The organism is Curtobacterium sp. PvP017, from assembly GCF_054060195.1.
The window spans coordinates 529,068-552,523 of sequence record NZ_JBSSCY010000001.1; the positions used below are offsets into that span (position 1 = coordinate 529,068).

General features: G+C 72.6%; 24 protein-coding genes. 12 read left to right on the forward strand and 12 right to left on the reverse strand.

Features of this window, described 5'->3' with window-relative positions; all coding sequences use genetic code 11:
* Positions 1-11: 11 nt before the first annotated feature.
* Positions 12-608, reverse strand: a complete 597-nt coding sequence (locus tag ACVKXF_RS02545; protein WP_263091315.1) for an NAD(P)H-dependent oxidoreductase — start codon at positions 606-608, stop codon at positions 12-14.
* Positions 609-696: 88 nt separating this feature from the next.
* On the opposite strand from ACVKXF_RS02545, the gene ACVKXF_RS02550 reads away from it, so the two are divergent.
* Complete coding sequence (locus ACVKXF_RS02550; protein WP_456794721.1) at positions 697-1,269, forward strand: MSMEG_6728 family protein; 573 nt, start codon at positions 697-699, stop codon at positions 1,267-1,269.
* Here the strand turns inward: ACVKXF_RS02550 and ACVKXF_RS02555 are convergent.
* From ACVKXF_RS02555 to ACVKXF_RS02585, 7 genes are all read right to left on the reverse strand, one after another.
* Entirely contained in the window at positions 1,229-1,519 is a 291-nt protein-coding gene (locus ACVKXF_RS02555) for a hypothetical protein (protein WP_456794722.1), read from the reverse strand. The genes ACVKXF_RS02550 and ACVKXF_RS02555 overlap by 41 nt on opposite strands.
* 223 nt (positions 1,520-1,742) lie before the next feature.
* On the reverse strand, positions 1,743-2,006 hold the full coding sequence (locus tag ACVKXF_RS02560; RefSeq protein WP_148061798.1) for a hypothetical protein: 264 nt from the start codon (positions 2,004-2,006) through the stop codon (positions 1,743-1,745).
* Between the two features lie 93 nt (positions 2,007-2,099).
* Positions 2,100-3,257 carry a cysteine desulfurase family protein gene (locus tag ACVKXF_RS02565; protein WP_456794723.1) on the reverse strand — a complete coding sequence of 386 codons (1,158 nt, stop codon included), beginning with the start codon at positions 3,255-3,257 and terminating at the stop codon, positions 2,100-2,102.
* 2 nt (positions 3,258-3,259) lie between these two features.
* Complete coding sequence (gene nadC, locus ACVKXF_RS02570; protein ID WP_123313900.1) at positions 3,260-4,138, reverse strand: carboxylating nicotinate-nucleotide diphosphorylase; 879 nt, start codon at positions 4,136-4,138, stop codon at positions 3,260-3,262.
* A complete protein-coding gene (gene nadB, locus ACVKXF_RS02575; RefSeq protein ID WP_456794724.1) occupies positions 4,135-5,766 on the reverse strand; it encodes an L-aspartate oxidase in 1,632 nt (543 codons plus the stop codon). Before nadB ends, nadC begins: the two co-directional genes overlap by 4 nt.
* 64 nt (positions 5,767-5,830) lie before the next feature.
* Positions 5,831-7,102 carry a quinolinate synthase NadA gene (gene nadA, locus ACVKXF_RS02580; protein WP_456794725.1) on the reverse strand — a complete coding sequence of 424 codons (1,272 nt, stop codon included), beginning with the start codon at positions 7,100-7,102 and terminating at the stop codon, positions 5,831-5,833.
* Positions 7,075-7,809 (reverse strand): NUDIX hydrolase, encoded by a 735-nt coding sequence (locus ACVKXF_RS02585; RefSeq protein WP_123313903.1) that lies wholly within the window; start codon positions 7,807-7,809, stop codon positions 7,075-7,077. The genes nadA and ACVKXF_RS02585 overlap by 28 nt, the downstream gene beginning before the upstream one ends.
* 166 nt (positions 7,810-7,975) lie before the next feature.
* Here ACVKXF_RS02585 and ACVKXF_RS02590 point away from each other — a divergent pair, with 166 nt between their 5' ends.
* The 3 genes from ACVKXF_RS02590 to ACVKXF_RS02600 all read left to right on the forward strand — a co-directional run bounded on the left by ACVKXF_RS02590 (position 7,976) and on the right by ACVKXF_RS02600 (position 11,160).
* Entirely contained in the window at positions 7,976-8,257 is a 282-nt protein-coding gene (locus ACVKXF_RS02590; RefSeq protein ID WP_228511574.1) for an acylphosphatase, read from the forward strand.
* A 132-nt stretch (positions 8,258-8,389) separates the two neighbouring features.
* Positions 8,390-9,871, forward strand: coding sequence for an MDR family MFS transporter (locus ACVKXF_RS02595; RefSeq protein WP_456794726.1), 1,482 nt, complete (start codon positions 8,390-8,392; stop codon positions 9,869-9,871).
* Between the two features lie 41 nt (positions 9,872-9,912).
* Positions 9,913-11,160, forward strand: coding sequence for an FAD-binding protein (locus tag ACVKXF_RS02600; RefSeq protein ID WP_456794727.1), 1,248 nt, complete (start codon positions 9,913-9,915; stop codon positions 11,158-11,160).
* 62 nt (positions 11,161-11,222) lie between these two features.
* Here ACVKXF_RS02600 and ACVKXF_RS02605 read toward each other — a convergent pair whose 3' ends face one another.
* Positions 11,223-11,717 (reverse strand): 2'-5' RNA ligase family protein, encoded by a 495-nt coding sequence (locus ACVKXF_RS02605; RefSeq protein WP_456794728.1) that lies wholly within the window; start codon positions 11,715-11,717, stop codon positions 11,223-11,225.
* Positions 11,718-11,863: 146 nt separating this feature from the next.
* On the opposite strand from ACVKXF_RS02605, the gene ACVKXF_RS02610 reads away from it, so the two are divergent.
* Genes ACVKXF_RS02610 through ACVKXF_RS02620 form a run of 3 tightly spaced genes read left to right on the forward strand, consistent with a single transcriptional unit; the run spans position 11,864 to position 14,591 of the window.
* Positions 11,864-12,817, forward strand: a complete 954-nt coding sequence (locus ACVKXF_RS02610; RefSeq protein WP_456794729.1) for a MetQ/NlpA family ABC transporter substrate-binding protein — start codon at positions 11,864-11,866, stop codon at positions 12,815-12,817.
* Positions 12,817-13,923 (forward strand): methionine ABC transporter ATP-binding protein, encoded by a 1,107-nt coding sequence (locus ACVKXF_RS02615; RefSeq protein ID WP_456794730.1) that lies wholly within the window; start codon positions 12,817-12,819, stop codon positions 13,921-13,923. The genes ACVKXF_RS02610 and ACVKXF_RS02615 overlap by 1 nt, the downstream gene beginning before the upstream one ends.
* Positions 13,924-13,973: 50 nt before the next feature.
* Positions 13,974-14,591: a methionine ABC transporter permease gene (locus tag ACVKXF_RS02620; RefSeq protein WP_123314086.1), complete on the forward strand. Its 618-nt coding sequence runs from the start codon at positions 13,974-13,976 to the stop codon at positions 14,589-14,591.
* Between the two features lie 495 nt (positions 14,592-15,086).
* Here the strand turns inward: ACVKXF_RS02620 and ACVKXF_RS02625 are convergent, their stop codons facing one another.
* Together ACVKXF_RS02625 and ACVKXF_RS02630 are read right to left on the reverse strand one after the other, a co-directional pair.
* Complete coding sequence (locus ACVKXF_RS02625; RefSeq protein ID WP_123313909.1) at positions 15,087-15,863, reverse strand: endonuclease/exonuclease/phosphatase family protein; 777 nt, start codon at positions 15,861-15,863, stop codon at positions 15,087-15,089.
* Between the two features lie 185 nt (positions 15,864-16,048).
* The gene (locus ACVKXF_RS02630) at positions 16,049-17,458 is read right to left on the reverse strand and encodes an MFS transporter (RefSeq protein ID WP_456794731.1); all 1,410 of its coding nucleotides are present in this window, start codon (positions 17,456-17,458) and stop codon (positions 16,049-16,051) included.
* Positions 17,459-17,618: 160 nt separating this feature from the next.
* On the opposite strand from ACVKXF_RS02630, the gene ACVKXF_RS02635 reads away from it, so the two are divergent.
* From ACVKXF_RS02635 to ACVKXF_RS02655, 5 genes are read left to right on the forward strand one after another with little or no spacing between them, the layout of a single operon-like run.
* A complete protein-coding gene (locus ACVKXF_RS02635) occupies positions 17,619-18,848 on the forward strand; it encodes an alanine racemase (RefSeq protein WP_456794732.1) in 1,230 nt (409 codons plus the stop codon).
* Complete coding sequence (locus tag ACVKXF_RS02640; RefSeq protein WP_456794903.1) at positions 18,848-19,693, forward strand: IclR family transcriptional regulator; 846 nt, start codon at positions 18,848-18,850, stop codon at positions 19,691-19,693. Before ACVKXF_RS02635 ends, ACVKXF_RS02640 begins: the two co-directional genes overlap by 1 nt.
* Positions 19,690-20,667, forward strand: a complete 978-nt coding sequence (locus ACVKXF_RS02645; protein ID WP_396288970.1) for a sugar kinase — start codon at positions 19,690-19,692, stop codon at positions 20,665-20,667. Before ACVKXF_RS02640 ends, ACVKXF_RS02645 begins: the two co-directional genes overlap by 4 nt.
* A gap of 40 nt (positions 20,668-20,707) precedes the next feature.
* Entirely contained in the window at positions 20,708-21,367 is a 660-nt protein-coding gene (locus tag ACVKXF_RS02650) for a bifunctional 4-hydroxy-2-oxoglutarate aldolase/2-dehydro-3-deoxy-phosphogluconate aldolase (protein WP_340196490.1), read from the forward strand.
* Complete coding sequence (locus ACVKXF_RS02655) at positions 21,364-22,998, forward strand: N-acyl-D-amino-acid deacylase family protein (RefSeq protein WP_456794733.1); 1,635 nt, start codon at positions 21,364-21,366, stop codon at positions 22,996-22,998. Before ACVKXF_RS02650 ends, ACVKXF_RS02655 begins: the two co-directional genes overlap by 4 nt.
* A 24-nt stretch (positions 22,999-23,022) precedes the next feature.
* Here the strand turns inward: ACVKXF_RS02655 and ACVKXF_RS02660 are convergent, their stop codons facing one another.
* Positions 23,023-23,424, reverse strand: coding sequence for a RidA family protein (locus ACVKXF_RS02660; protein ID WP_123313916.1), 402 nt, complete (start codon positions 23,422-23,424; stop codon positions 23,023-23,025).
* Positions 23,425-23,456 lie beyond the last annotated feature (32 nt).

Genomic DNA, 23,456 nt, shown 5'->3' on the forward strand with positions numbered 1-23,456 from the left:
GCCGTTCCGGCTCAGAAGTCGGCGGGGCGCCGCACGTCGGTGAGGCCCGCCGTGGCGAAGCCGCCGCGGATGATCGGGATCGCCCGGCGCACGGCCTGGTCGATGCGGAGCTCGAGGTCGACGTTGCCGATGTCGTAGCCGCCCTCGCGCTTCGTGAAGTCGCGCTCGTTGCCGAACACCCCGATCGGCAGCGTCGTGGACTGGAAGAAGCCGAACAGCGGCCGCATCTGGTGCTCGACGAGCAGGGCGTGGCGGTCACTGCCACCCGTGGCGGTCAGCAGGACCGGGGTGTCGACGAGGTCGTACTGCCCGATCCAGTCGAAGAACAGCTTGAACGCGCCCGAGTAGGCGGCGCGGAACGCCGGGCTGCCGACGACGAGCACGTCCGCGGCCTCGACGGTCTCGAGTGCCGCCCGGGTGCGGTCGGACATCGCCTCCCGCGACGACGCGGCACCGAGGTCGGCCAGCAGCGGGCCGATCTCGACGGTCTCGGTGCGGGCACCCTCGATCTCCTGCCCGAGCCGAGCCACCGTGGCGGCGACCAGGGTGGACGTCCGCGAGGGGTCCGATGGGCTACCGCTGACACCGACGACCAGTTCTCCACTCATGCGGTCGATGCTCACACGCCTGCCACCGGGGCGGTCGGCGTGTGACGACATGTGTCGGGTGCCAGAGCTCGCGGGTACCGTCCGCGGCATGCAGACGTTCTTGCCGTACGCCGACTTCCGGGCCTCTGCCGAGGTCCTCGACGACCGGCGTCTCGGCAAGCAGCGCGTCGAGACCCTGCAGGTGATGCGGGCCCTGACGCTGCCGGGGTACGGCTGGCAGCACCACCCGGTCACCGCGATGTGGCGCGGCTACCGCCCGGCGCTGATGGCGTACCAGGAAGCGACGTGCCGCGTCTGGCTCGAGCGCGGGCACGTGGACACGTGCCTGGAGAAGACGCTGCTGGACCTCGGGCGGGTGCCGGAGGACCTGGCGGCGTACGAGCGTGGCGAGGTCCCGATCCCGCCGTGGAACGACGACGAGGCCCTGCACGAGTCGCACCGCTCGAAGCTGGTGCAGAAGGCACCGGAGCACTACCGCGAGCTGTTCCCGGACGCACCCGACGACCTGGACTACGTCTGGCCGGGCACACCGGACGGCCCGGGCACGCCAGACGGCCCGGGCACGCCAGACGGCCCGGGCACACCGGACGGCCAGGGCACACCGGGCAGCGCGGCGGCCGTCACGGCACCGGGATCCACCGCGCACCATCGCGGCGCGTGACGACGTCGGACCGGATCTCGACGACGTCGCGGAGGCCGTGCACGGTCGCGTCGCGCACGACCGCGGCGGTGGCGTCGTCCTCGGACTCGAACCGGACGACCGCGCACGGCACACCGCGCAGCAGACGGACGTCCTGGGCCTCGACCACGGCGTGCTCGGCGACCAGCCGGGCCGCAGCGGGCAGGACGGCGTCGGGGGTGGTGCCGGCGGCGAGCGCGCCGATCGCCAGGGTCACGCGGTACGAGGGCATGCCCCGACGCTAGCGGGAGCGGGAGACACCGGGAGCCCGCCGTGGGCTGCAGGGGAACTGACGTCGTTCAGGGGGTCGACGTCGGCCCACGGCGGGTCGCGGTGTGCGGCGGGACGCGACGACAGGGGGAACGTCGCGCCCCGCTCCGGATGTCGATCAGGGGTATCGACATCCGGCCTGGGGCACCGTCCGGGTCACTGGAGGAGCCGGGCGGTGTCGGACCTCAAGGGTGTTCGGTGTCCTCTCGGTACCGGTCCGTCTCGATCGGTGCGGGCATCGATCGAGCGGCAGCGGGTCGGATCATGGGGAGCAGGGCACTCCCGACCGTCGCGAGGGCTCCGACGGCGGCGATCAGCCCGAGGGGGGCGGTGCCGAGGTCGTGCTGCGCGGCCAGGGCGAGCGCGACGAGGGTCGCCGGCGCGGGCAGGAGCTGCACCGCTCGGAAGCGGTCGTCCTGTCGTGTCCGGGTCATCACCACGTTTGCCATGTGGACACTCTTGCGCAGATTCCGTGTCCGCATAAGGGGGGACACGACCCCACTCATGGAGTAGAACGTCTAGTACACCCGAGGTACAACCCCTCAGCCGAGTGCACGGACCGTCGCCACGGCGTCCGCGACCGCGCCGACGACGACCGGCACGTCCTCGACGCCGAGGGAACCGTCGAAGGTGAGTCGCAGCGCGGTCCGAGCGACCTCGTCCGGGATCCCGAGCGCGGTGAGCACGTGCGACGCCTCCGTGCTCCCGGCGGCGCAGGCGCTGCCGGACGACGACACGACGTCGCGCTGCTCCAGTTCGAGCAGCACCGTCTCGCCGTTGACCCCGGGGAAGCAGAACGACGCGTGCCCGGGCAGCCGGTGCTCGCGCGAGCCGGTCACGAACGCCCCGGGCACGGCGGCGAGCACCCCGTCGAGCACGGCGTCACGGACGGTCGTCGCGGTGGCGGAGGCAGCAGCACCACCAGGGGCAGCAGCAGCACCGGCACCCACCAACCCGAGCGCCGTCGCGACCGCCACCGCCCCGGCGACGTCCTCGGTGCCGGAGCGTCGGCCCCGCTCCTGTCCGCCGCCGTGCAGCAGGGGTTCGACGGGGACCCCCGAGCGGACCAGGAGCACCCCGGTCCCCTTCGGAGCCCCGAGCTTGTGCCCGGACAGCGACAGCGCGTCGACCCCGAGCACGTCGAGCCCGACCGGCAGCCACGGAGCGGACTGCACGGCGTCGGTGTGGAACCGGGCGCCGACCGTGTGGGCGACCGCGGCGAGCGCGGAGACGTCCTGCACGGTGCCGACCTCGTTGTCGGCGTGCGCGATCGACACGAGCGTCGTGTCCGGCCGGAGCGCCGCGCGCAGCACCGACGGGTCGACGAGGCCGTCCGGCGCGACCGGGAGGACCGTGACCTCGAAGTCGTGGAACCGCGCCAGGTACGCGCAGCTCTCGAGCACGGCCTCGTGCTCGATCGCACTCGTGACGACGTGGCGTCCGCGCGGGGCGGCGAGTGCGATCCCCTTGATCGCGGTGTTCGCGCCCTCCGTCCCGCCCGTGGTGAAGACGACCTCGGCCGGCCGGCAGCCGAGCACGCCCGCGACGGTCACCCGTGCGGCCGCGAGCCCGCGCGCGGCGTCGTCCCCGACGCCGTGCGTCGACGACGGGTTGCCGAACACCCCGGTCAGGTACGGCCACATCGCCTCGAGGACCTCGCGGCGGACGGGGGTGGTGGCCGCCCGGTCCAGGTAGAACACGATCAGTCCCCGGCTGTCACCGCGATGTCGAGCCCGAGGTCGAGCGCTCGGGCCGAGTGCGTGAGCGCCCCGACAGAGATGACGTCGACCCCGGTCGCCGCGATGGCCGCGACGGTGTCGAGGGACACCCCGCCCGAGGCCTCGACGAGGGCACGACCCGCGACGATGCCGACACCCGTCTCGAGCTCGTCCGGCGTGAAGTTGTCGAGCATGATCGTGTCGACCCCCGCCGCGACGACGGGCTCGATCTGGTCGATGCGGTCCACCTCGACCTCGACGTGCACGGTGTGCCCGAGGCGCTGCCGCGCTGCGACGATCGCGTCGCCGATGCCGATCCCGCCGGCGAGCAGCACGGCCAGGTGGTTGTCCTTCGCGAGCACGGCGTCGGACAACGAGGTGCGGTGGTTGTGCCCGCCGCCGCAGCGCACGGCGTACCGCTCGAGCGCGCGGAGCCCCGGTGTGGTCTTCCGGGTGTCGACGATCCGCGCTGTGGTGCCCGCGGCAGCGGCGACGTGCGCCGCCGTGACGGTGGCGATGCCGGACATGCGCTGCACGAGGTTGAGCGCCACCCGCTCGGCACGGAGGACGGCACGGGCCGATCCCGTCACGGTGGCGAGCGTGTCGCCTGCGGCGAACGCGGACCCCTCGGCGGCGTGCAGGGTCGCGCGGATCGACGGGTCGACCGCGTGCATCACCGCCACGAAGACCGTCCCGCCGCTCAGCACGCCGGGTTCGCGGGCGGCGAGCGTCGCCGTCGCAGTGGCCTCGGCCGGGATGAGGGTCTCGCTGGTGACGTCTCCCCAGGGCGCGTCCTCCTCGAGCGCGGTCTCGATGACACGGCGCAGGGCGTGCGGCGGGATGGTGCCGGGGTCGATGGTCATGCGGGGACCTCCTGGGGGACGGCGGCGCGTTCGGCGACGGGTTCGGCGACCCAGGCGTACGAGGCCGGGGCTGCGGGATCGGTGTCGGGGTGGTCGGTACGGGCGTGGGCACCGCGGGACTCGGTGCGGGTCTCGGCGGCGAGTGCGACCAGCCGCGCCAGGTCGAGCAGGGCGCGGTCCTCGTGCTCGCGCACGCCGCCGGTGGCGGGCGCGGTGAGCGCGTCCAGGTCGCGCCGGGCGCTCGCCAGTCCGGTCGCGTCACGCAGCAGACCGACGCGCTCCGTCATGACGGCCTGGACCGCCTGCCGGACGTCGGTGGTCGGGTCGCGGTGATCCGGGCCTCCTGGCCAGGTCTGACGGGAGGCGCTGATCGCGTCGGCCGCTCGGGGCACGCTGGTCACGTGGAGACCGGCGTCCCCGCGCAGGCGGAGCAGGCCGGGTCGCGGTGCGGCGACCGCGTCCGCTGCGCGGACCGCGAAGACGAGTCCCTCGAGCAGGGAGTTCGAGGCCAGTCGGTTCGCGCCGTGGACCCCGGTGCAGGCGGCCTCGCCGATCGCCAGGAGCCCCGGGAGGCTCGTGCGTCCCTCGGCGTCGGTGGCGATGCCGCCCATCGAGTAGTGGGCCGCCGGGGACACCGGGACGCCCTGTCGGGTCCAGTCGAAGCCGGCTGCGCGGGTGGCCCGGGTGAGGCCGGGGAAGCGTCCGGTCAGGAAGTCCGCGCCGAGTCCGGTGGCGTCGAGGAGCACGGGCGCGCCACCCTGGTCGCGGACGGCGGCGGCGATGCCGCGGGCGACGACGTCCCGCGGGGCGAGCTCGGCGTCGGGGTGCACCGCCGTCATGAAGCGGCGTCCGCGCGCGTCGCGGAGGACGGCACCCTCGCCGCGGACGGCCTCGGACACGAGCCCGCCGTCCGGCACCGCGAGCCGGGTCGGGTGGAACTGGACGAACTCCAGGTCCGCGACGACCGCCCCGGCACGCCACGCTGCGGCCACGCCGTCCCCCGTCGCGACCAGCGGGTTGGTCGTCTCGCGGTACAGGTGTCCCGCTCCCCCGGAGGCGATCACGACGGCGTCGGCGTCGATCCGTCGGGGTTCACCGAGCAGGTCGAGGACGTCGACCCCGACGACGGCGCCGTCCCGGACGACCAGGTCGGTGAGGCAGGTGCGCTCGAGGATCGTGACGTGTCGACGGTGCAGGGCGTCGATGAGGGTACGCTCGATCGCCGCTCCGGTCGCGTCACCGTCGGCGTGCACGACGCGCCAGCGGCCGTGCGCGGCCTCGCGCCCGCGGGCCAGGTCGTCGCCGTACCGGTCGAGGGACGACGGGTCGGTCGAGCGGTCGAACGGTACGCCGAGGGCGAGGAGGTCGCGGACCCTGGCGGGGCCGTCGGTGCAGAGCACCTCGACGGCGCGGGCATCGGCGCTGCCGGCGGCCGCGACGTAGGTGTCGGCCTGGTGCAGTGCCGCCGAGTCGTCGGCGCCGAGTGCCACCGCGACGCCGCCCTGGGCGTACGCGGTGGCGCTGTCGGCGAGCGCACCCTTCGTCACCAGGGTGACGTCGTGGACGGCGCTGGCACGGATCGCTGCGGTCAGCCCGGCGATGCCGGAGCCGACGATGACGACGTGCACGGTGGTCTCCCTCGGTCGTTCGGGTTCGGGGCTCGGGGCTCGGGGCTCTCGGGGCTCTCGGGGCTCAGCCGCGGGGCTTGGCCGCGAGCATGCGCTCGAGCGCGACCTTCGCGTCGGCCTGGACGTCGGCGGGCACGACGATCTCGTTGAGGACCTCGCCGCGGACCAGTGCCTCGAGGACCCAGGCGAGGTAGCCCGGGTGGATCCGGTACATCGTCGAGCACGGGCAGACGACCGGGTCGAGACAGAAGATCGTGTGCTGCGGGTACTCGGCGGCGAGCCGGTTCACCATGTTGATCTCGGTGCCGATCGCGAACGTGGTCGGCTCGGTGGCTGCGGCGACGGTCTTCCGGATCAGGTCCGTGCTGCCGGCGTGGTCGGCGGCGTCGACGACCGCCATCGGGCACTCCGGGTGCACGATGACCTGCACGCCGGGGTGCTCGCGTCGGGCCTGCTCGATCTGGTCGACGGTGAAGCGACGGTGCACCGAGCAGAAGCCGTGCCAGAGGATGACCTTCGCCGCTTCGAGGTCGCTCGTCTCGTTGCCGCCGAGGGGCTTCCTGGGGTTCCACATCGGCATCAGGTCGGTGCTGATCCCCATGGCCTTGGCGGTGTTGCGGCCGAGGTGCTGGTCCGGGAAGAAGAGCACGCGCTGCCCGCGCTCGAACGCCCACTCGAGCACCGTCGCGGCGTTCGAACTGGTGCAGACGATGCCGCCGTTGCGCCCGCAGAAGGCCTTGAGGTCGGCGGCGGAGTTCATGTAGGTGACGGGGATGACGGGCACCCGGCCGTCGGCATCGGGCTCCGTGCCGTAGACCGCGGTGAGCTCGGCCCAGGCGGCCTCGACGCTGTCGATGTCGGCCATGTCCGCCATCGAGCAGCCCGCGGCCAGGTTCGGCAGGATGACGCGCTGGTCGTCGCGGGCCAGGATGTCGGCGGTCTCGGCCATGAAGTGCACGCCGCAGAACACGATGGCCTCGGCGTCGGGCTTCGTCAGCGCCGCGTTGGCGAGCTGGAACGAGTCGCCGAGGAAGTCCGCGTGCCGGACGACCTCGTCGCGCTGGTAGAAGTGCCCGAGGACGACGACCCGGTCGCCGAGCGTGGCCTTCGCCCGCTCGATGCGCTCGTGCAACTCGTCGGTCGCCGCGGTCTTGTACTCGTCCGGCAGCACGCCCTGCCGCGGTGCGCTCGTCGGGATGACGTCGGTCATCGACGAGCCCGGGCCGTACCCGGGCCGGGAGTCGAAGTCCCACGTGGGCACGGCGAGGTCGGGCGTGCAGGTGCTGCCGGCGGCCTTGCCGTTCGAGATCAGTTCGATGGTCGTCGCGATGGACACGGTGGTTCCTGTCGGTTCTGCGGTGGTGTGCCCTGCTGCAGCGGTCCGTTGTCCGCGTAGGCCAGGTCGGGGTTCGAGCGGTACAGCCGGGCCGGACGGTGCCGACCCCCGCTCGTGGTCTCGTCGGTCGGCAGGATCGCGTCCGTCTTCTCGACCTGCCGACGGAAGTTCGCGGGGTCGAGCGCGCGCCCGAGCACCGCCTCGTACACCCCGCGCAGCTCGGCGAGGGTGAACCGGTCCCCCAGGAAGGCCTGGGCGATGCGGGAGTACGACATCTTGGTGCGGAGCCGCCAGAGCGCGTACTCCACGATGCGGTCGTGGTCGAAGGCGAGCGGCGGGTGCTCGTCGGCGAGGAACCAGCGGACGTTCCAGTCGTCCGGCACCACGTTCGCCTCGTCCGGGTGCACGAGCGCCCAGTACACGATCGACACGACCCGGCTCGGGGAGCGTCCGACGTCGCCGAACGCGTAGAGCTGCTCGAGGTACCGCGGCTGGACGTTCGTCGTCTCGCGCAGGCGGGCGGCGGCGGAGTCCTCGAGGCCTTCGTCCACGCCGACCCAGCCGCCGGGCAGCGCCCACGACCCCTCGAACGGCTCGGCGATCCGGCGTACCAGCGGCATCCACAGCGCCGGCGCCCCGGTGTCCGGGTGCGGGCGCAGCGCGACGATCACGGTCGAGACCGCGACGCGGATGCCTGCTTCGTCCATGCTGGACCTTCGTGTCATGTTGACCCGAAGTGTTCGGGTTACGATGACACTATCACTGCTGGACGCTGTGCCGCGCCCCTCGGGGGTCTCCGGTCGTCACGAACCGGAAACAGATCGTCACGCGGCCGAAAACTCCGGGACGCCCCGCGTGGATACGGTGAGGCTCATGACGACGGTGACGAGGATGCATGCCGTGGTGTCGGGGACCGTCCAGGGGGTCGGCTTCCGGTACTGGACCGCACGGAAGGCCGACGGGCTCGACCTCGTCGGGTACGCCAGGAACCTCTGGGACGGCACCGTCGAGGTCGAGGCCGAGGGGCCGTCGGTCGCCGTGGAGACGCTGATGGAGTGCCTGCGGAGCGGACCGCCGTCAGCCACCGTGACCGACGTCGAGCTCCGGCCCGTCGTGCCGCACGGCGACGCCGACGGGTTCGCGATCCTGCACTGACCCGGTCGCGCCGACCGTTCACCTGCGGATGTCGGCGCGAAGCGGAATAATCGAATCCACTCAGGCGGTTGCCCTGTCTGCGCGTCCCGCGCCACCTCGTTCCACCAGTCGTGATCCACCAGGAGCTCCCGCATGACCCAGGCCGTCGATTCCGCCCCCCGCACGGGAAGCGTCTCGCAACCGACCGCTGCCGAGACCCGACTCGTGATCGGGCTGCTGCTCGTCTCCGCGTTCGTCGTCATCCTCAACGAGACGATCATGGGCGTGGCCCTGCCGCGGCTGATGGACGACCTCGGCATCAGTGCGGCGACGGGGCAGTGGCTGACCACCGGCTTCCTGCTCACGATGGCGGTCGTCATCCCGATCACCGGGTTCCTGCTGCAGCGGTTCAACACCCGGCCCGTCTTCGTCTGGGCGATGGGCCTGTTCTCGGCCGGCACCCTGATCGCCCTGCTCGCACCCGGGTTCACGCTGCTGCTCGTCGGCCGCATCGTCCAGGCGAGCGGCACCGCGATCATGATGCCGCTCCTGATGACGACCGTGCTCACCCTCGTCGACCCTGCCCACCGCGGCCGCATCATGGGCAACATCTCGATCGTCATCTCGGTCGCGCCGGCCATCGGCCCGACGATCTCCGGGCTCATCCTCAACGCGTTCGACTGGCGCTGGCTGTTCGGCTTCGTCCTGCCGATCGCGATCGCCGCGCTCATCCTCGGCATGGTGAAGGTCCGCAACGTCTCGACGCCCCGCCGGGCACCGCTCGACGTGTTCTCGGTGATCCTGTCGGCGTTCGCGTTCGGTGGGATCGTCTACGGCCTGTCCAGCATCGGCGAGGCCGGCACCACCGGCCTGTTCGTCCCGGTCACCGCGCTCGTCGTCGGTGCCGTCGCCCTGGCGCTGTTCATCGTCCGCCAGACCCGCCTGCAGCGCACCGACAGCGCCCTGCTCGACCTGCGCACCTTCCAGACCCGCGGCTTCACCGTCCCGATCGTCGCGATGGCGCTGAGCTTCATGGCGATGTTCGGCACGCTCATCCTGCTGCCGATCTACCTGGAGCGCGTCCTCGGGCTCGAGGTCCTGAACGTCGGACTGCTGCTGCTCCCCGGCGGGCTGCTCATGGGGCTCCTCTCCCCCATCGTCGGGCGCATCTACGACCGTCGCGGCCCGCGCGTGCTGCTCATCCCCGGCTCGATCATCGTCAGCGCGGTGCTCTGGGCGCTCTCCACGGTCGGCGTGGACACCAGCGTGTGGTTCGTCCTCGGGGCGCACGTCGTGCTGAGCATCGGCCTGGCGCTCACCTTCACCCCGCTGTTCACGGCGGCGCTCGGCGGACTCCCCCCGAAGCTCTACTCGCACGGCAGCGCCGTCCTCGGCACGGCGCAGCAGCTCGCCGGAGCCGCCGGCACCGCCCTGTTCGTCACCCTGCTCACGATCGGCGCCGCCACCGCAGCGACCGGTGCCGGGGCGGACGCCGTGGCAGCTGCGACCGCCTCCGGCGTGAAGACCGCGTTCCTGGTCGGCGCGGTGATCTCGCTGTTCGGCATCCTGGCGTCGGTCTTCGTCACCCGCCCGGCGGTGCCTGAGGGCGCGCCGACGCCCCCGCCCGTGCACTGACCGCGGTGCCGCCCACGGGTCCTCGTGGCATCGTGGGCGGCATGCGGTCGACGGCGAGCGAACTGAACTGGTCCGGCACGGTCACCTACACGGCCGAGCGGGTCGTGCGTCCGGCCTCGATCGACGAGGCAGCCGAGGTCGTCGCCCGCTCCCCCCGGGTGCACGGACTCGGCACGCGGCACTCGTTCAACGACTCCGCCGACGCCCCGGGGGTCCTGCTCGACCTGACCGCCATCCCGACCGACCTGGTCGTCGACCCCGACCGGCGGACCGCGACGCTCGGCGCCGGCACCCGCTACGGCGACGTCGCCCCCGACCTCGACCGCGCCGGGTTCGCGCTGCACAACATGGGGTCGCTCCCGCACATCTCCGTCGGCGGCGCGGTCGCCACCGGCACCCACGGCTCCGGCACCACCCTCGGCTCGCTCACCACCGCGGTCCGGTCCCTCGAACTGCTCGGTCCCGACGGTTCGCTCCGGACCGTCGACCGCGCCGACCCGGCGTTCCCCGGCACCGTCCTGCACCTCGGGCTGTTCGGCATCGTGACCCGCGTCACGCTCGACCTCGAGCCCACGTACCGGATGCGACAGGACTCGTACGGACCGTTCCCGTGGAGCACGTTCACCGACCACGTCGCCGAGGTCCACGCCGCCGGGTACTCGGTGTGCGCCTACACGGTGTTCGGCGACGAGGTCAGCGAGGCACTCGTGAAGTCCCGGGTGCCCGCCGGTGCCGACGACGTCCCCGTGCCGGACGACCTGTTCGGCGCACTCCGGCTGCCCGGCTCCCCCGGCGACGGCCACCACACGGCGCGTGACGGCTCGGTGGGACCGTGGTGGGACCGGCTGCCGCACTTCCCGATCGAGTCCGTACCGAGCCACGGGTCCGAGGTGCAGAGCGAGCACTTCGTCCCGCTCCGGCACGCGGCGGCGGCACTCGACGCGCTGCGCGGACTCGCCGACCGCATCCAGCCGCACCTGCACGTGTGCGAGCTCCGGACGATGGCCGCCGACGAGCTCTGGTTGAGCCCGACCCAGGGCGAGGACGTGCTCTGCATCGCGTTCACCTGGCAGAAGCACCCGGAGGCGGTCGCCGCGCTGCTGCCCGACCTCGAGGCGCGGCTGGCGCCGTTCGGCGGGCGACCGCACTGGGGGAAGATGAGCTCGCTCGACGGCGACGCGATCGCGGAGCTGTACCCACGGGTGGCGGACGTCCGCGACCTGATCGCACGAGCCGACCCGGACCGGACGTTCGCATCCGCGTTCGGCGAGCGGGTCCTGCGGGCCTGACCCGGGCCTCCCGTCCAGCCCTGCTGCGCTCCGGGAGGCCCGGTGCCGGTCCGCCACGGCCCTCACTGCAGGCGGGTGACCACCTTCGCATCCCCGTCCCAGTGGCGGAGACCGCCCACGGTGAGCACCTCGGGCAGGGGTGCGTCCGCGGCCAGGACGCGGAGCGCCGCGGGCAGGTCGACGTCGCGGATGCGGCGAGCGAGGGTGACGTGCGGCGCCCAGTGGCCGGGTCGCGACGACTCGAGCGATCCCGGAGCGGCGGCGACGAGCGCACGGTGGAAGCGGGCCAGTGGCTCGTCGACGACCACGCCGAGGCCGAGCACGTGCCGACCGGGGCCGGCGGGGAAGAGCAGGACGCCGGCGACACGCACGGTCTCGGGCACCGCGACGTCGAGGTCCGGCGGGACGGGCAGGGCCTCGCCGGCCACAAGCGTGACGTGCGGGTCGTTCGTGCCCGAGTGGCCGAGGCTCGGCAGCTCCGCGGCGACGAGGGTCTGCCAGAGCGCCCGGACCACAGCGTCCGAGGGGCCGTCGAGGACGAGTTCGATGCTGCGCACGTACCGAGTGAACCAAGGGACCCCGTGACGGCGATGTAACACGGCGGAACGGAACTCGCACCGTGGACTCGCTCCCGTCACACTCGACTCCACGCCGCGGACCACCGCGGCTCCCCCGCACAGCACGGCCCACGAGGAGCACCAGCATGTCCGCAGCCCCCGCACTGCCCGAGAAGCCGAAGGGCAAGCGCCCGATCGGCTGGATCATCGCCGCCGTCATCGTCGTCGTGGCGATCGTCGTCGCCGTCATCGTCGGAGTCGTGCGCTCCGGTGGCGACAGCGGTGGCGCTGCCGCCGGTGACGCTGCGCCGAAGACCGTCACCATCGGTGTCTCGGACAAGTCGCTGCCCTACTGGAACACGTACGTGAAGGCCGCCAAGGAGCAGCTCAACGTCACCGTGAAGCTCCAGAACTTCTCGGACTACTCGCTGCCGAACCCTGCGCTCAAGGACGAGCAGATCGACATCAACCAGTTCCAGCACATCCAGTACCTGGCGAACTACAACGTCACCTCGGACGACGACCTGCAGCCGATCGGCGCGACGGCCGTCTACCCGCTGCCGCTGTACTCGACGAAGGTCTCCGACGTCGCCGACTTCGAGGACGGCGCGAAGGTCGCGATCCCGAACGACGCCATCAACGAGGCGCGTGCGCTCCTGGTCCTGCAGGCCGCTGACCTGCTCGAGCTCAAGGACGGCGGCAACGCCTTCTCGACGACGGCCGACATCACCTCGCACAAGGTCGACGTGCAGACGCTCGACGCCTCGCAGACCGCCAACGCCCTGCAGCAGGGTTCCGTCGAGGGAGCGATCGTCAACGTGAACTACGCCACCTCGGCCGGTCTCGACACCAAGGACGCGATCTTCCAGGACGACCCGAAGAGCGCCTCGGCCGCCCCGTACGTGAACGTCTTCGCCGTCCGCGACGCCGATAAGGACAACAAGACGTACCTCGACCTGGCGGAGCTGTTCCAGGACGACGCCGTGCAGAAGATCTTCGCGAAGGACTACCCGGACGCCGTCCCGAGCGACGAGAGCGCGGCCTCGCTGCAGAAGGAGCTCGCGACGGTCGAGTCGGACGCGAAGGCGGCAGCGGAGTAGTGCCGGTCCTCGTCGAACTCCGCGGCGTCTCGAAGCACTACCGCCGCGCCGACACCGGCGAGACCGTGGTGGCCGTCGAGGACGTCTCCCTGGACGTGCACCAGGGAGAGGTCCTCGGCGTCATCGGGTACTCCGGTGCCGGCAAGTCCACCCTGGTCCGGCTGGTGAACGCACTCGAGCTCCCCAGCTCCGGGACCGTCACCGTGGCTGGCAAGGAACTGACGGCGATCCCCGAGCGGGACCGCCGTCTGGCGCGTCGCAACATCGGGATGATCTTCCAGCAGTTCAACCTGTTCCGGTCCCGCACCATCGCCGGCAACGTCGCGTACCCGCTCAAGGTCGCCGGCGTGCCGAAGGACGAACGCGACCGTCGTGTCGCGGAACTGCTCGACTTCGTCGGGCTCCTCGAGCGCGCCCACGCCTACCCGGAGCAGCTGTCCGGTGGGCAGAAGCAGCGCGTCGGGATCGCCCGCGCGCTCGCAGCGTCACCCGACCTGCTGCTCGCCGACGAGGCCACCAGCGCCCTGGACCCGGAGACCACCTCCGAGGTCCTCGGGCTGCTCCGCCGCGTGAACAAGGAACTCGGCGTCACCATCATCGTCATCACGCACGAGATGGACGCCGTCCGCCAGATCGCCGACCGCGTCGCCGTGATGGAGCAGGGACGCGTCGTCGAGGTCGGGGACGTCTACGACGTGTTCTCCGCCCCGAAGACGGGTGCTGCGCAGCGGTTCGTCCGCACCGCGCTGCACGACCGCCCGTCTCCGGACACGCTCGCTCGCCTGCGCGAACGGCACCCCGGGCGCCTGGTGACCGTGCAGATCACCGACGAGGCCGGGCTGCAGAACCGGATCGATGCCGTGTTCCGGTCCGCCGGGGTCACCGCCGAGCTCGTCTACGGCGGGGTCGGCGAGATCCGCGAGCGTCGGATCGGGTCGCTCACCTACGAGCTGACCGCCGGCGGGGGTGCTGGTGCTGGTGCTGGCGGGGGTGCTGGTGCTGGTGCTGGTGCCGGTGCTGGTGCTGGTGCGCCCGACGCCGTCGACAGCGCCGTCGCCGCCCTGCGCGCCGACGGGGTCACGACCGACGAGGAGGCAGCAGCGTGAACAACTCGTTCCAGAGCGTGATCGACACGTTCGACGTCTTCCTGGCCGCCATGCGCGACACCATCGTGATGTCGCTCGTGTCGCTCGTCATCGCCGGGATCATCGGACTCGCCCTCGGACTGCTGCTCTACGCGACCCGACCGGGCAACCTGCTGGGCAACCGCACCGCGTACACGATCATCAACGTCGTCGTGAACCTGGTCCGGCCGATCCCGTTCGTGATCTTCCTCGCCGCGATTGCCCCGCTGTCCCGCGTCGTGGTGCAGACCACCATCGGTGTCCCCGCGGTGACGTTCGCGATCTCGCTGGCAGCGGCCTTCGCGGTGTCGCGCATCGTCGAGCAGAACCTGCTCGCGGTGGACCCCGGCGTCGTCGAGGCGGCGCGGGCGTCGGGCGCACACCCGGTCTCGATCCTGCTGACCGTCCTCATCCCGGAGGGCCTCGGGCCGCTCATCCTCGGCTACACCTTCATCTACATCGGCATCGTCGACATGACGGCGCAGGGTGCGTTGATCGGTGGCGGAGGACTCGGCGAGTACGCGATCACCTACGGCTCGCAGCGGTACGACTGGTGGATCGTCTACGTGTCGGTGGCGGCGATCGTCGTCATCGTGCAGCTCGGCCAGTTCGTCGGCAACCGCTTGGCGCGCGCGACCCTGCGTCGCTGACGCGGGCGCGTCCCGCGCGGCGTGTGCTGCGAGCTCGGCACGTGCCGTGGACGTGACTGCCTGGAGGCCCGGTGCCGGTTCCTGGAACCGGCACCGGGCCTCCAGTGCGTTGCCGCGTTGCGGGCGCGCCCCGCGTCGTCCGCCGAGCGGTCACCGGCTTCCACGACGCGCCGCTCACGTCCGCCGGGGTTCCACGACGCGCCGCGAGCGATCTGCCGAGGTTCCACGGACGCACGCTGGGGCCCTCGAGGTTCCGAAATCTCGGAGTGTCGCGGCAGCGGGCCGGGCGGCCCGGACGGGACGGGTCCTGGTCGCCGCTCGACGCCGTCCCCGCCCGGTCCCGGTCGCCGAGGTTCCACGACTCGCCGCACGCGATCCGCCGAGGTTCCACGAACGCCCGCTGCGAACGCCGAGATTCCGAGATTTTGGAACCTCGGGGGCGAGCGGGGCGGGGCGGGGCGGGGCGGGGCGAGCGGCGCGGGCGCGCGGCTCGGGTCAGGCGGCCGGGGACTCGACGGTCTCGACGGTGCCGGTCGCTCCGGGGTGCTCGTAGTGCGCGCGCACCAGGATCGGACGGTGGTCGGAGATGCCCGCCGGCAGGGTCTCGACCCCGGCGATGTGCAGCCCGACGCTCGTCGCGAAGTCGAAGTGGCCCGTGAACTTGCGGTAGCGCAGGTAGGTCGGCTGGTCGGAGAGCGACAGCGCGAAGCCGTGCTGTTCGATCTTGCGACGCAGGTTCGTCTGGAACCAGGGGTAGTTGAAGTCGCCGACCATGACGGCGGGGACGTCCTTCGCCAGCTCGCGCAGGAACTGGTGCGCCGCCTCGATCTGCTTGCGGCGCAGGGAGTTCGTCGCGGTCAGCGGTGAGGCGTGGAACGAGGCGACGACGACCTCGGCGTCGGCCTCGTTGTCGCGCAGGTGCATGGCGATGAGCCGCTCGTGCGCGGGCGCGAGGACCCGGTCGTGCAGGGACTTCTGCAGCGAGTGGATGCTGAAGTCCTGCACCTCGAAGCGGTCGTCACGCTTGTAGATGGCGAGTCCGAGGCGGTTCGTACGGGTCGACGCGGCGAGGGAGAGCCCGCCGATCGACGGCGCCAGGTCGTTGCTGTCGCACTCCTGCACGCAGATGACGTCGGCGTCGGAGGCCTCGGCCAGGGCGGCGAGTTCACCGTTCGCGGTGTGCTCGCGGAGGTTGTAGCTGACGACCCGGAGGGCAGTGGGCGGCACGCCTGCGTCGGTGGCGATCGTGCTCTGCTGTTCTGGCGCGGCCATGCTGCCTTCCTGTCCGGGTGGTCCGGGTCACCCTGCCGCGGTAACCGTACTCGGCGTTCGCAAACGGATGCTGAGACTGTAACGCCTGTCGGGTTTCGCGCGTGTGACCGTGACGGAAACGGACAGGCCCGCGGGGCGTGCGCGCGGCCGCGCGGAACCGGCAGCGCTGCGCGGTGTGGGACGGATCAGGCGCGGATCCGGCGGGCGGGGCGGACGGTGTCCCCCGCTGTGCGGCTCATCAGGATGCCCTCGACGCACGCGACGGCGAGCAGCGCCGCGATGACCCAGAACGCGACGGTGTACGGGCCGTCGCCTCCGAGCCCACCGGCCGCACGGATGACGACCGCGGCGACGGCGACGCCGAAGCCGGCGGCGGTCTGCTGCAGCGTCGACGAGAGGGTGTTCGCGGGCGTCATGTCGGCCTGCTCGACGTCGGCGAAGGCGATGGTGTTGTACGCCGTGAACCCGACGGAACGGGCGGCTCCGCTGACGACGAGCAGCACGGCCAGCAGCCAGAACGGGGTGTCCTCGGTCATGAACGCCATCGCGACGACGGTCAGCGCCGCGACGGCACTCGACACGATGATCACCGGGCGGTACCCGAACCAGCGCAGGAACGGGGTCGTCATCGGCTTGATGCCGAGGTTGCCGACGAAGACCCACAGCACGGCGGACCCGGCGAGCACGGCACTCCAGCCCCAGGCGTCCTGGAACAGCAGCGGGAGCACGAACGGCACCGCGGAGACCGCCAGCCGGAACAGGCTGCCGCCGGCGTGCGACACCCGGAAGGTCTCGAGCCGGAACGCCTCGAGCCCCATGATCGGGTGCGGTGCCCGGCGGAAGTGCCGGATCGCGAACCAGCAGCAGACGGCTCCGACGACGCCGGACACGATGACGGCCAGGACCGGGATGACGTCGAGCGCGAGCAGGGACGCCATCACGACGAGCGACCCGAGGCCGAAGCACGCCAGCAACGACCCGAACCAGTCGAACGGCACGCGCTGCGCCGCGCGCTCCTGCGGGACGAGCACGAGCGCGGCGACGAACGCGATGACGCCGAGCGGGATGTTGATCAGGAAGATCCAGTGCCACGTGAGGGTGTCGACGAGCACGCCGCCGATGAACGGGGCGATGATCGGTGCGGCCAGCGCCGGCCAGGTCAGGATCGCGATGGCCGTGACGAGCTGCTCGCGGCCGGCGCTCCGCAGCACCACGAGCCGGCCGACGGGCACCATGAGCGCACCGCCGAGCCCCTGCAGGATGCGCCAGAGCGTCAGGTCGACGAGGCCGGTCGACATCGCACACAGCGCCGACGCGATCGTGAAGAGGGCGATCGCGCCCGCGAAGACCGTGCGGGACCCGATCCGGTCGGTGAGCCAGCCCGAGACGGGGATGAAGACCGCCAGTGTGACCAGGTAGGCGGTGATCGCGACGCCGACGGCGGCGGAGTCGACGCCGAGGTCGCGTCCCATCGCCGGTGCTGCGGTCGCCAGGATCGTGCCGTCGAGGAGCTCCATGAAGAAGGTGCCCGCCACGAGCACGGCGACCGCCGTGCTGCCCGTCCGTCGTCTGGGTGTCGTCGTCATCGTCGCCATGTCGCGTCAAAGGCTATGCCCACCGCGGCGTCACGCGACGATCCGCGTCGCGAGCTTCCGCCGCCTGGTTGTGCATTGCAGAATGATGCGCACCAGCGCGTTGCCCCGGCGGTCCGCCGAGCGGGAGCGTGGGGGCAGCGCGACGACAGGAGGCCCACCGATGACCGACGCCGACACGACGACCGGGACCGTGGCCGGAACCGGGACCGTGACCACGAAGGGCGCCTGGGATCCGACAGCGAGCACGCCGCACCACGTCCTCGACCACGCCCACCTGCCCGTGATGACCCTGCGCGAGTCCGCCCTGGCGAGCAACACCGCCGTCATGCAGGCCTACGTCGACCGCCACGGCCTGCTGTTCGCGCCGCACATGAAGACCCACATGGCGCCGGACCTCGCCGCGCGGCAGATCGACGCCGGGGCCTGGGGCGTCACGGTCGCGTCCGTCCAGCAGGCGATGGTCGCGTGGGAGCACGGCGTGCACCGCATCCTCGTCGCGAACGAGGTCCTCGACCCCGCGGGCCTCGCCTGGCTCGCGTCCCGGCGCACGGTCGACCCAGACGCCGACGTCCTCTGCTACGTCGACTCCGCAGCGGGTGTCGCCGCCGCGGTCGCCGCACAGGGGGCTGTCGGCGGCGAGCTGCACGTCCTGGTCGAACTCGGGTTCCCGGGCGGCCGCACCGGGGTCCGCTCCTCTGACGACGCGCGTGCCCTCGCGCGCCTCGCCCACGACGCCGGGCTCGCGCTCCGCGGTGTCTCCGGGTACGAAGGCGGGCTGCCCGGCGTCGACGCTGCGCGCGAGTACGTCGACGGCGTGCTCGACGTCGCCGAGGACGTCCGCGGGCTCGTCGACGGTCGCGGGCTCCTCAGCATGGGCGGCAGCGCCTGGTTCGACGCCGTCGTCGACGCCGTCGCACGACGCACGGACGACCTCGACGTGCTGCTGCGTTCGGGTGCGTACCTGACCCACGACGACGGCTTCTACGCCGAGCGCACGCCGTTCGGCCGGCACCCGGCCGAGGGATCGCTCGTCGCCGCGATCGAGGTGTGGGGACGCGTCACGTCCTGCCCCGAGCCCGGGCTCGCCCTCGTCGCGGTCGGGAAGCGCGACATCTCCTTCGACGAAGGGCTGCCGATCGTGCGGGCGGTCCGGCCAGGAGGCACGGCGGGCGCCGCGCAGGTCGTCCCACTACCCGGGGCGGTCACCGTCACCCGCCTCGACGACCAGCACTGCTACCTCGCGCTGGCGGACGGGGCCCCCGAGCTCACGCCCGGCGACGTCGTCGTGTTCGGGATCTCGCACCCCTGCACGGTGTTCGACAAGTGGCGGCAGGTGCACGTCCTCGCCGACGACGACACCGTGCTCCGGACGATCGCGACGTGGTTCTGATGCGCGCGACCACGGCTGTCCCGGCGCCGACGGACGGCGACGGACCCGCGCGCAACGCTGCGCTGTCGCTGCGCCGCGGGCTCCGCCTGCTCGACTGCATCGCCGACCGCACCCGCAGCGGCGCGGTGTCCGTGAGCCTGTCCGTGCTGGCCGACGAGCTCGGCACGTCGAAGTCGACGGTGCTCCGGCTGACCGCCCCGATGCTCGAGAACGACCTGCTGCGCCGCACCCCGGACGCCGGGTTCACGCTCGGGCTCGGCGCCCTGCTGCTCGGGCAGAGCTACCTCGAGGGCATCGACCTGCGCTCCGCCGCCGCACCGTTCCTGCGCCGGACCGCGGAGCAGACCGGGCTGACGTGCCACCTCGTGGTGCCCGACGGCACCGACATCGTCTACGTCGACAAGGTCGAGACCCGCGGCACGGTGCGGATGGGGTCGCGCATCGGCAACCGCCTGCCCATGCGGAACACCGCCTCCGGCAAGGCGATCGTCGCGTTCGGCGAACCGGAGCTGCTCGACCGCGTGCTCGCCGAACCGGCCCAGGTCATGACGGAGCACACCATCACCGACGACGACCGCTGGCGGCACGAGGTCGACCGCACACACGGTCGCGGGTACGGCATCGACGACCGCGAGAACGAACCGGACATCCGGTGCGTCGCCGCCCCGGTGTTCGACCACGCGAACCAGGTGGTCGGCGCGATGAGCATCTCGGGGCTCGCGTCGCGGTTCCCCGCAGCCGCGGTCCGCGAACTCGGCGACGGCGTCGTGCGGACCGCGCACGAGATCTCGGTCGCGCTGGGGTCCTCGTCGGCGCGGCTCGCACTCGCGCGGAGTGCCCGGTGACCGGCTCGGTGCTGACGTTCGGCGAGACGATGCTGCTCCTGACCGGGCGCGACGTCGGTGCGGTGCCGGACCTGGAGCACATGCGGGTCGACACCGGCGGAGCCGAGAGCAACGTCGCGATCGGTCTGGTCCGCGCCGGGGTGCCGGCCACGTGGCTCGGTCGGGTCGGCACGGACCCCGCCGGCGACCGGGTCACCGCCGACATCGGGAACGAAGGCGTCGACGTCCTCGCCGTCCCGGACGCCGAACGCTCCACCGGCATCATGATGAAGGAGCGGCTGCTCGACGGCCGCACGCGGGTCACCTACCACCGCCGGGGTTCGGCCGGGTCGGCGTTGACGGCGACCGACCTGCCCGGCAGCATCGTCGAGACGGCGGCGCTCGTGCACGTCACGGGCATCACCCTCGCGCTCTCCGAGTCCGCGCGGGACACCGTGACCGCAGCCCTCGACCGGGCGTCCGCCGCTGGCGTGCCGGTGTCCTTCGACGTCAACCACCGACCGAAGCTCATCGGCGCCGACGCTGCACGTGACCGGTACCGGGCCGTCGCCGCCCGTTCCACGGTGGTCTTCGCCGGGGACGACGAGGCACGGCTCGTGCTCGGCCGTGACGAGCAGGACGACGACGAGGAATCGCTCGCGCACGAGCTCGCCGCACTGGGACGGGGCCGCGCGGTCGTCAAGCTCGGCTCCCGCGGCGCGGTGGCGTCGATCGACGGCGTGTTCCTCCGGCGACCCGCGACCCCGGTGCGCGTCGTCGACCCGGTCGGTGCCGGTGACGCCTTCGTCGCGGGGTGGCTCGCGGCGAGCCTGGGCGGAGCGGATGCTGCCGAGGCACTCGACCGAGCCGCCGACGCCGGCGCACTCGCCTGCACCGTCGAGAGCGACTGGCGCCGCCCGGACCCCGAGGCACTGCACCACGCTCCGGACCCGTCGGACACCGACCACGCCGTGCACGACCGCGTCGACCGTTGACGCCGTGCCCGCCGCAAACCACCACTCGAGGAAGCGCACCATGACGAACGACACCACGAGCACCGAGCAGCACGCCGGTGCGCGGCACCGCCACCAGGCCGGTCCGGCGATCGCGATCCTCCGCGGCGGCACCGGCGACCACGTCGAGGACGTCGTCGCCACCCTGGTCGAGTCCGGCGTGACGGCCATCGAGATCACCACGAACACCCCGCGGTGGCGCGAGGGCATCGCCTGGGCGGTCGAGCGGTACGGTTCCGCGGCGTCGATCGGCGTCGGCACCGTGCTCGACGTCCGCCAACTCGACGAGGCCGCCGCGGCCGGAGCCTCGTTCGCGGTGAGCCCGCACCTCGACGCCGAACTCGGCGAGCGGGCGCACGAGCGCGGCCTCGGGTGGTACCCGGGCGCCGCGACCCCGACCGAGATCGTCCGCGCCTGGCAGCTCGGCGCCCGTGCAGTGAAGGTGTTCCCGGCGGCGCAGCTCGGCGGCCCCGCGTTCCTGCGGCAGGTCCTGGCGCCGCTCGACTTCGTCGACGTCATCCCGACCGGCGGCATCGGTGTCGACGACGCCCCGGACTACCTGGCCGCCGGCGCGGTCGCCGTCGGACTCGGCTCCCCGCTCGTCGGCGACGCGTTGACCTCGGGCGACCTCGACGCCCTGCGTGCGCGGGCCGGCCGCCTCGTCGCGGCGCTCGACCGATGACCGTCCCGGGGGGCACCACCGGCGGTCCGGTCCTGCTCCGCGGCGGGTCCGTGCTCGGCGTGGACGGCGCTCCGGTGCGCGCCGACGTCCTCGTCGCCGACGCCGCGATCCGCGCCCTCGGCCCGGACCCGGACGCCCCCGTCGGCGCGCACGTGATCGACTGCGACGGCCGACTGGTGCTGCCGGGCTTCGTCGACGCGCACTCGCACGCCGGTTCGCTCGTGTTCGACGAGGGGGTGCAGCTCGCCCTCCTGCGGCAGGGCGTGACCACGATCGTGACCGGACAGGACGGTGTCGGGCCGGCCCCTGGCGACGGTTCGTACGCCGACACGTACTTCGCCGCCATCGACGGCCCCCACCCGTCGTACCGGGGTGGCGGGGTCGACGGGCTGCTGACGACCTACGACGGCACCACCCCGATCAACGTCGCGACGCTCGTCCCCGCCGGCACGGTCCGTCACCAGGTCTTGGGCGACGACCCGGGGCCGGCGGACAGCGCACAGCTGGCGGCGATGCGCGAGCTCGTGCGCGACGGCCTCGCGGACGGAGCGGTCGGTCTGGCGACGGGTCTCGACTACGTCCCCGGCCTGTTCGCCGACACCGCCGAGCTCGCGGCGCTCTGCACCGAGGTCGCCGCCGTCGACGGCCTGTACGTCTCGCACATGCGCGGTGGGTACGAGGGCAACGCCCGGGCCGGCCTCGACGAGATCGCCGCCATCGTGCGTGGGTCGGGCGTCCGGGCGCACGTCTCCCACCTGCACGCCCCCGTCGACCTCGCGGTGACCGCACTCGCCGCGCTCGAGGCCGAGGGCGCCCCGATGTCGTTCGACGCCTACCCGTACTCGCGCGGCTGCACGATCCTGTCGATGCTGCTCCTGCCCGCGGCCCTCGCCCGGCCCGGCACCGAGGACCTCGCCCACGCGATCGCCGACGACGGGGGTCGCGCCGCGGTCCGTGCCGCCGTGCTCGACCGCGTGCTGTCCCGCGCCGACCTCGGCACCGGGTGGGCCGAGCAGATCACGCTGTCGCACGTGCCCGCCGCCGAGTTCCACGCGCTGCAGGGACGGACCCTGGCCGACGCCGCCGAGGCGACCGGGACGGATCCGGTCGACCTGGCGCTCGACGTCCTGGTCGACTCGGCGCTGCAGGTCACCGCCGTGATGCGCGTGCCCCGACCCCGGACCGCCGACGACCTCGCGCCGCTCTTCCGGCTGCCCGGGCACACGGCCGGGTCCGACGGCATCTTCGTGGGCACGCACCCGCACCCCCGGGCGTACGGCACGTTCGCCCGCTACCTGCAGGACTTCGCGCGCACCGGGCTCCTGACGTGGTGCGAGGCCTCGCGGCACCTGTCGACGACCGCCGTCGAGCGACTCGGGCTCGGCCGACGCGGCTCGGTGGCGGTCGGGGCGGTCGCGGACCTGGTGGTCGTCGATCCCGATCGGGTGGCGGCGCGGTCGAGCTACGACGAACCGATGCGCCTGGCCGAGGGCATCGACGACGTCCTCGTCGCCGGCGTCCCCGTGCTCGTCGACGGTGGCCTGACGCACGCGACCCCCGGCGCCGGGCTGCGTCGCCGTCCGGGTCGGATCGACCACGAGCAGGGAGCAGCAGGCACCGGGGGCCGGTGAGGCTTCACACAGCCTGCCCGGTCGTCACGAGGCGCTGGGCAGCACCGCGACGACGTCGATCTCGACCAGGATGTTCGCGAGGTGCGACTGCACGGTCGTGCGGACCGGGTACGGCTGCGAGAAGTGCTTCGCGTACTCCTCGTTGAAGGCCGGGAAGTCGCGGTCGGAGTGCTCGAGGTGCACCGTGGACTTCACGACGTCGTCGAGGGTGGCACCGTGCTCGGCGAGGACCGCTGCGACGTTGGCCAGCACCTGGGCGGTCTGTCCGGCAACGTCGTCGGCGATCGCGCCGGTGGCGGGGTCCTGCGGGCCGAACCCGGCGGTGTAGATGAAGCCGTTGGCGACGATGCCCTGGCTGTAGGGTCCGGCGGGCTTCGGGGCGTCGTCGGTCACGATGGCGGTCTTCGGCGCGGTGGGGTTCGGCACGGTTGCTCCTGGGTTCGTCGGTCGTCGGCGGA

Coding starts and splice junctions, on each gene's coding strand:
- ACVKXF_RS02545 (WP_263091315.1), bottom strand. CDS start 608: ATGAGTGGAGAACTGGTCGTCGGTGTCAGCGGTAGCCCATCGGACCCC.
- ACVKXF_RS02550 (WP_456794721.1), top strand. CDS start 697: ATGCAGACGTTCTTGCCGTACGCCGACTTCCGGGCCTCTGCCGAGGTC.
- ACVKXF_RS02555 (WP_456794722.1), bottom strand. CDS start 1,519: ATGCCCTCGTACCGCGTGACCCTGGCGATCGGCGCGCTCGCCGCCGGC.
- ACVKXF_RS02560 (WP_148061798.1), bottom strand. CDS start 2,006: ATGGCAAACGTGGTGATGACCCGGACACGACAGGACGACCGCTTCCGA.
- nadC (WP_123313900.1), bottom strand. CDS start 4,138: ATGACCATCGACCCCGGCACCATCCCGCCGCACGCCCTGCGCCGTGTC.
- ACVKXF_RS02585 (WP_123313903.1), bottom strand. CDS start 7,809: ATGGACGAAGCAGGCATCCGCGTCGCGGTCTCGACCGTGATCGTCGCG.
- ACVKXF_RS02590 (WP_228511574.1), top strand. CDS start 7,976: ATGACGACGGTGACGAGGATGCATGCCGTGGTGTCGGGGACCGTCCAG.
- ACVKXF_RS02595 (WP_456794726.1), top strand. CDS start 8,390: ATGACCCAGGCCGTCGATTCCGCCCCCCGCACGGGAAGCGTCTCGCAA.
- ACVKXF_RS02600 (WP_456794727.1), top strand. CDS start 9,913: ATGCGGTCGACGGCGAGCGAACTGAACTGGTCCGGCACGGTCACCTAC.
- ACVKXF_RS02610 (WP_456794729.1), top strand. CDS start 11,864: ATGTCCGCAGCCCCCGCACTGCCCGAGAAGCCGAAGGGCAAGCGCCCG.
- ACVKXF_RS02620 (WP_123314086.1), top strand. CDS start 13,974: ATGCGCGACACCATCGTGATGTCGCTCGTGTCGCTCGTCATCGCCGGG.
- ACVKXF_RS02625 (WP_123313909.1), bottom strand. CDS start 15,863: ATGGCCGCGCCAGAACAGCAGAGCACGATCGCCACCGACGCAGGCGTG.
- ACVKXF_RS02630 (WP_456794731.1), bottom strand. CDS start 17,458: ATGGCGACGATGACGACGACACCCAGACGACGGACGGGCAGCACGGCG.
- ACVKXF_RS02635 (WP_456794732.1), top strand. CDS start 17,619: ATGACCGACGCCGACACGACGACCGGGACCGTGGCCGGAACCGGGACC.
- ACVKXF_RS02640 (WP_456794903.1), top strand. CDS start 18,848: ATGCGCGCGACCACGGCTGTCCCGGCGCCGACGGACGGCGACGGACCC.
- ACVKXF_RS02650 (WP_340196490.1), top strand. CDS start 20,708: ATGACGAACGACACCACGAGCACCGAGCAGCACGCCGGTGCGCGGCAC.
- ACVKXF_RS02655 (WP_456794733.1), top strand. CDS start 21,364: ATGACCGTCCCGGGGGGCACCACCGGCGGTCCGGTCCTGCTCCGCGGC.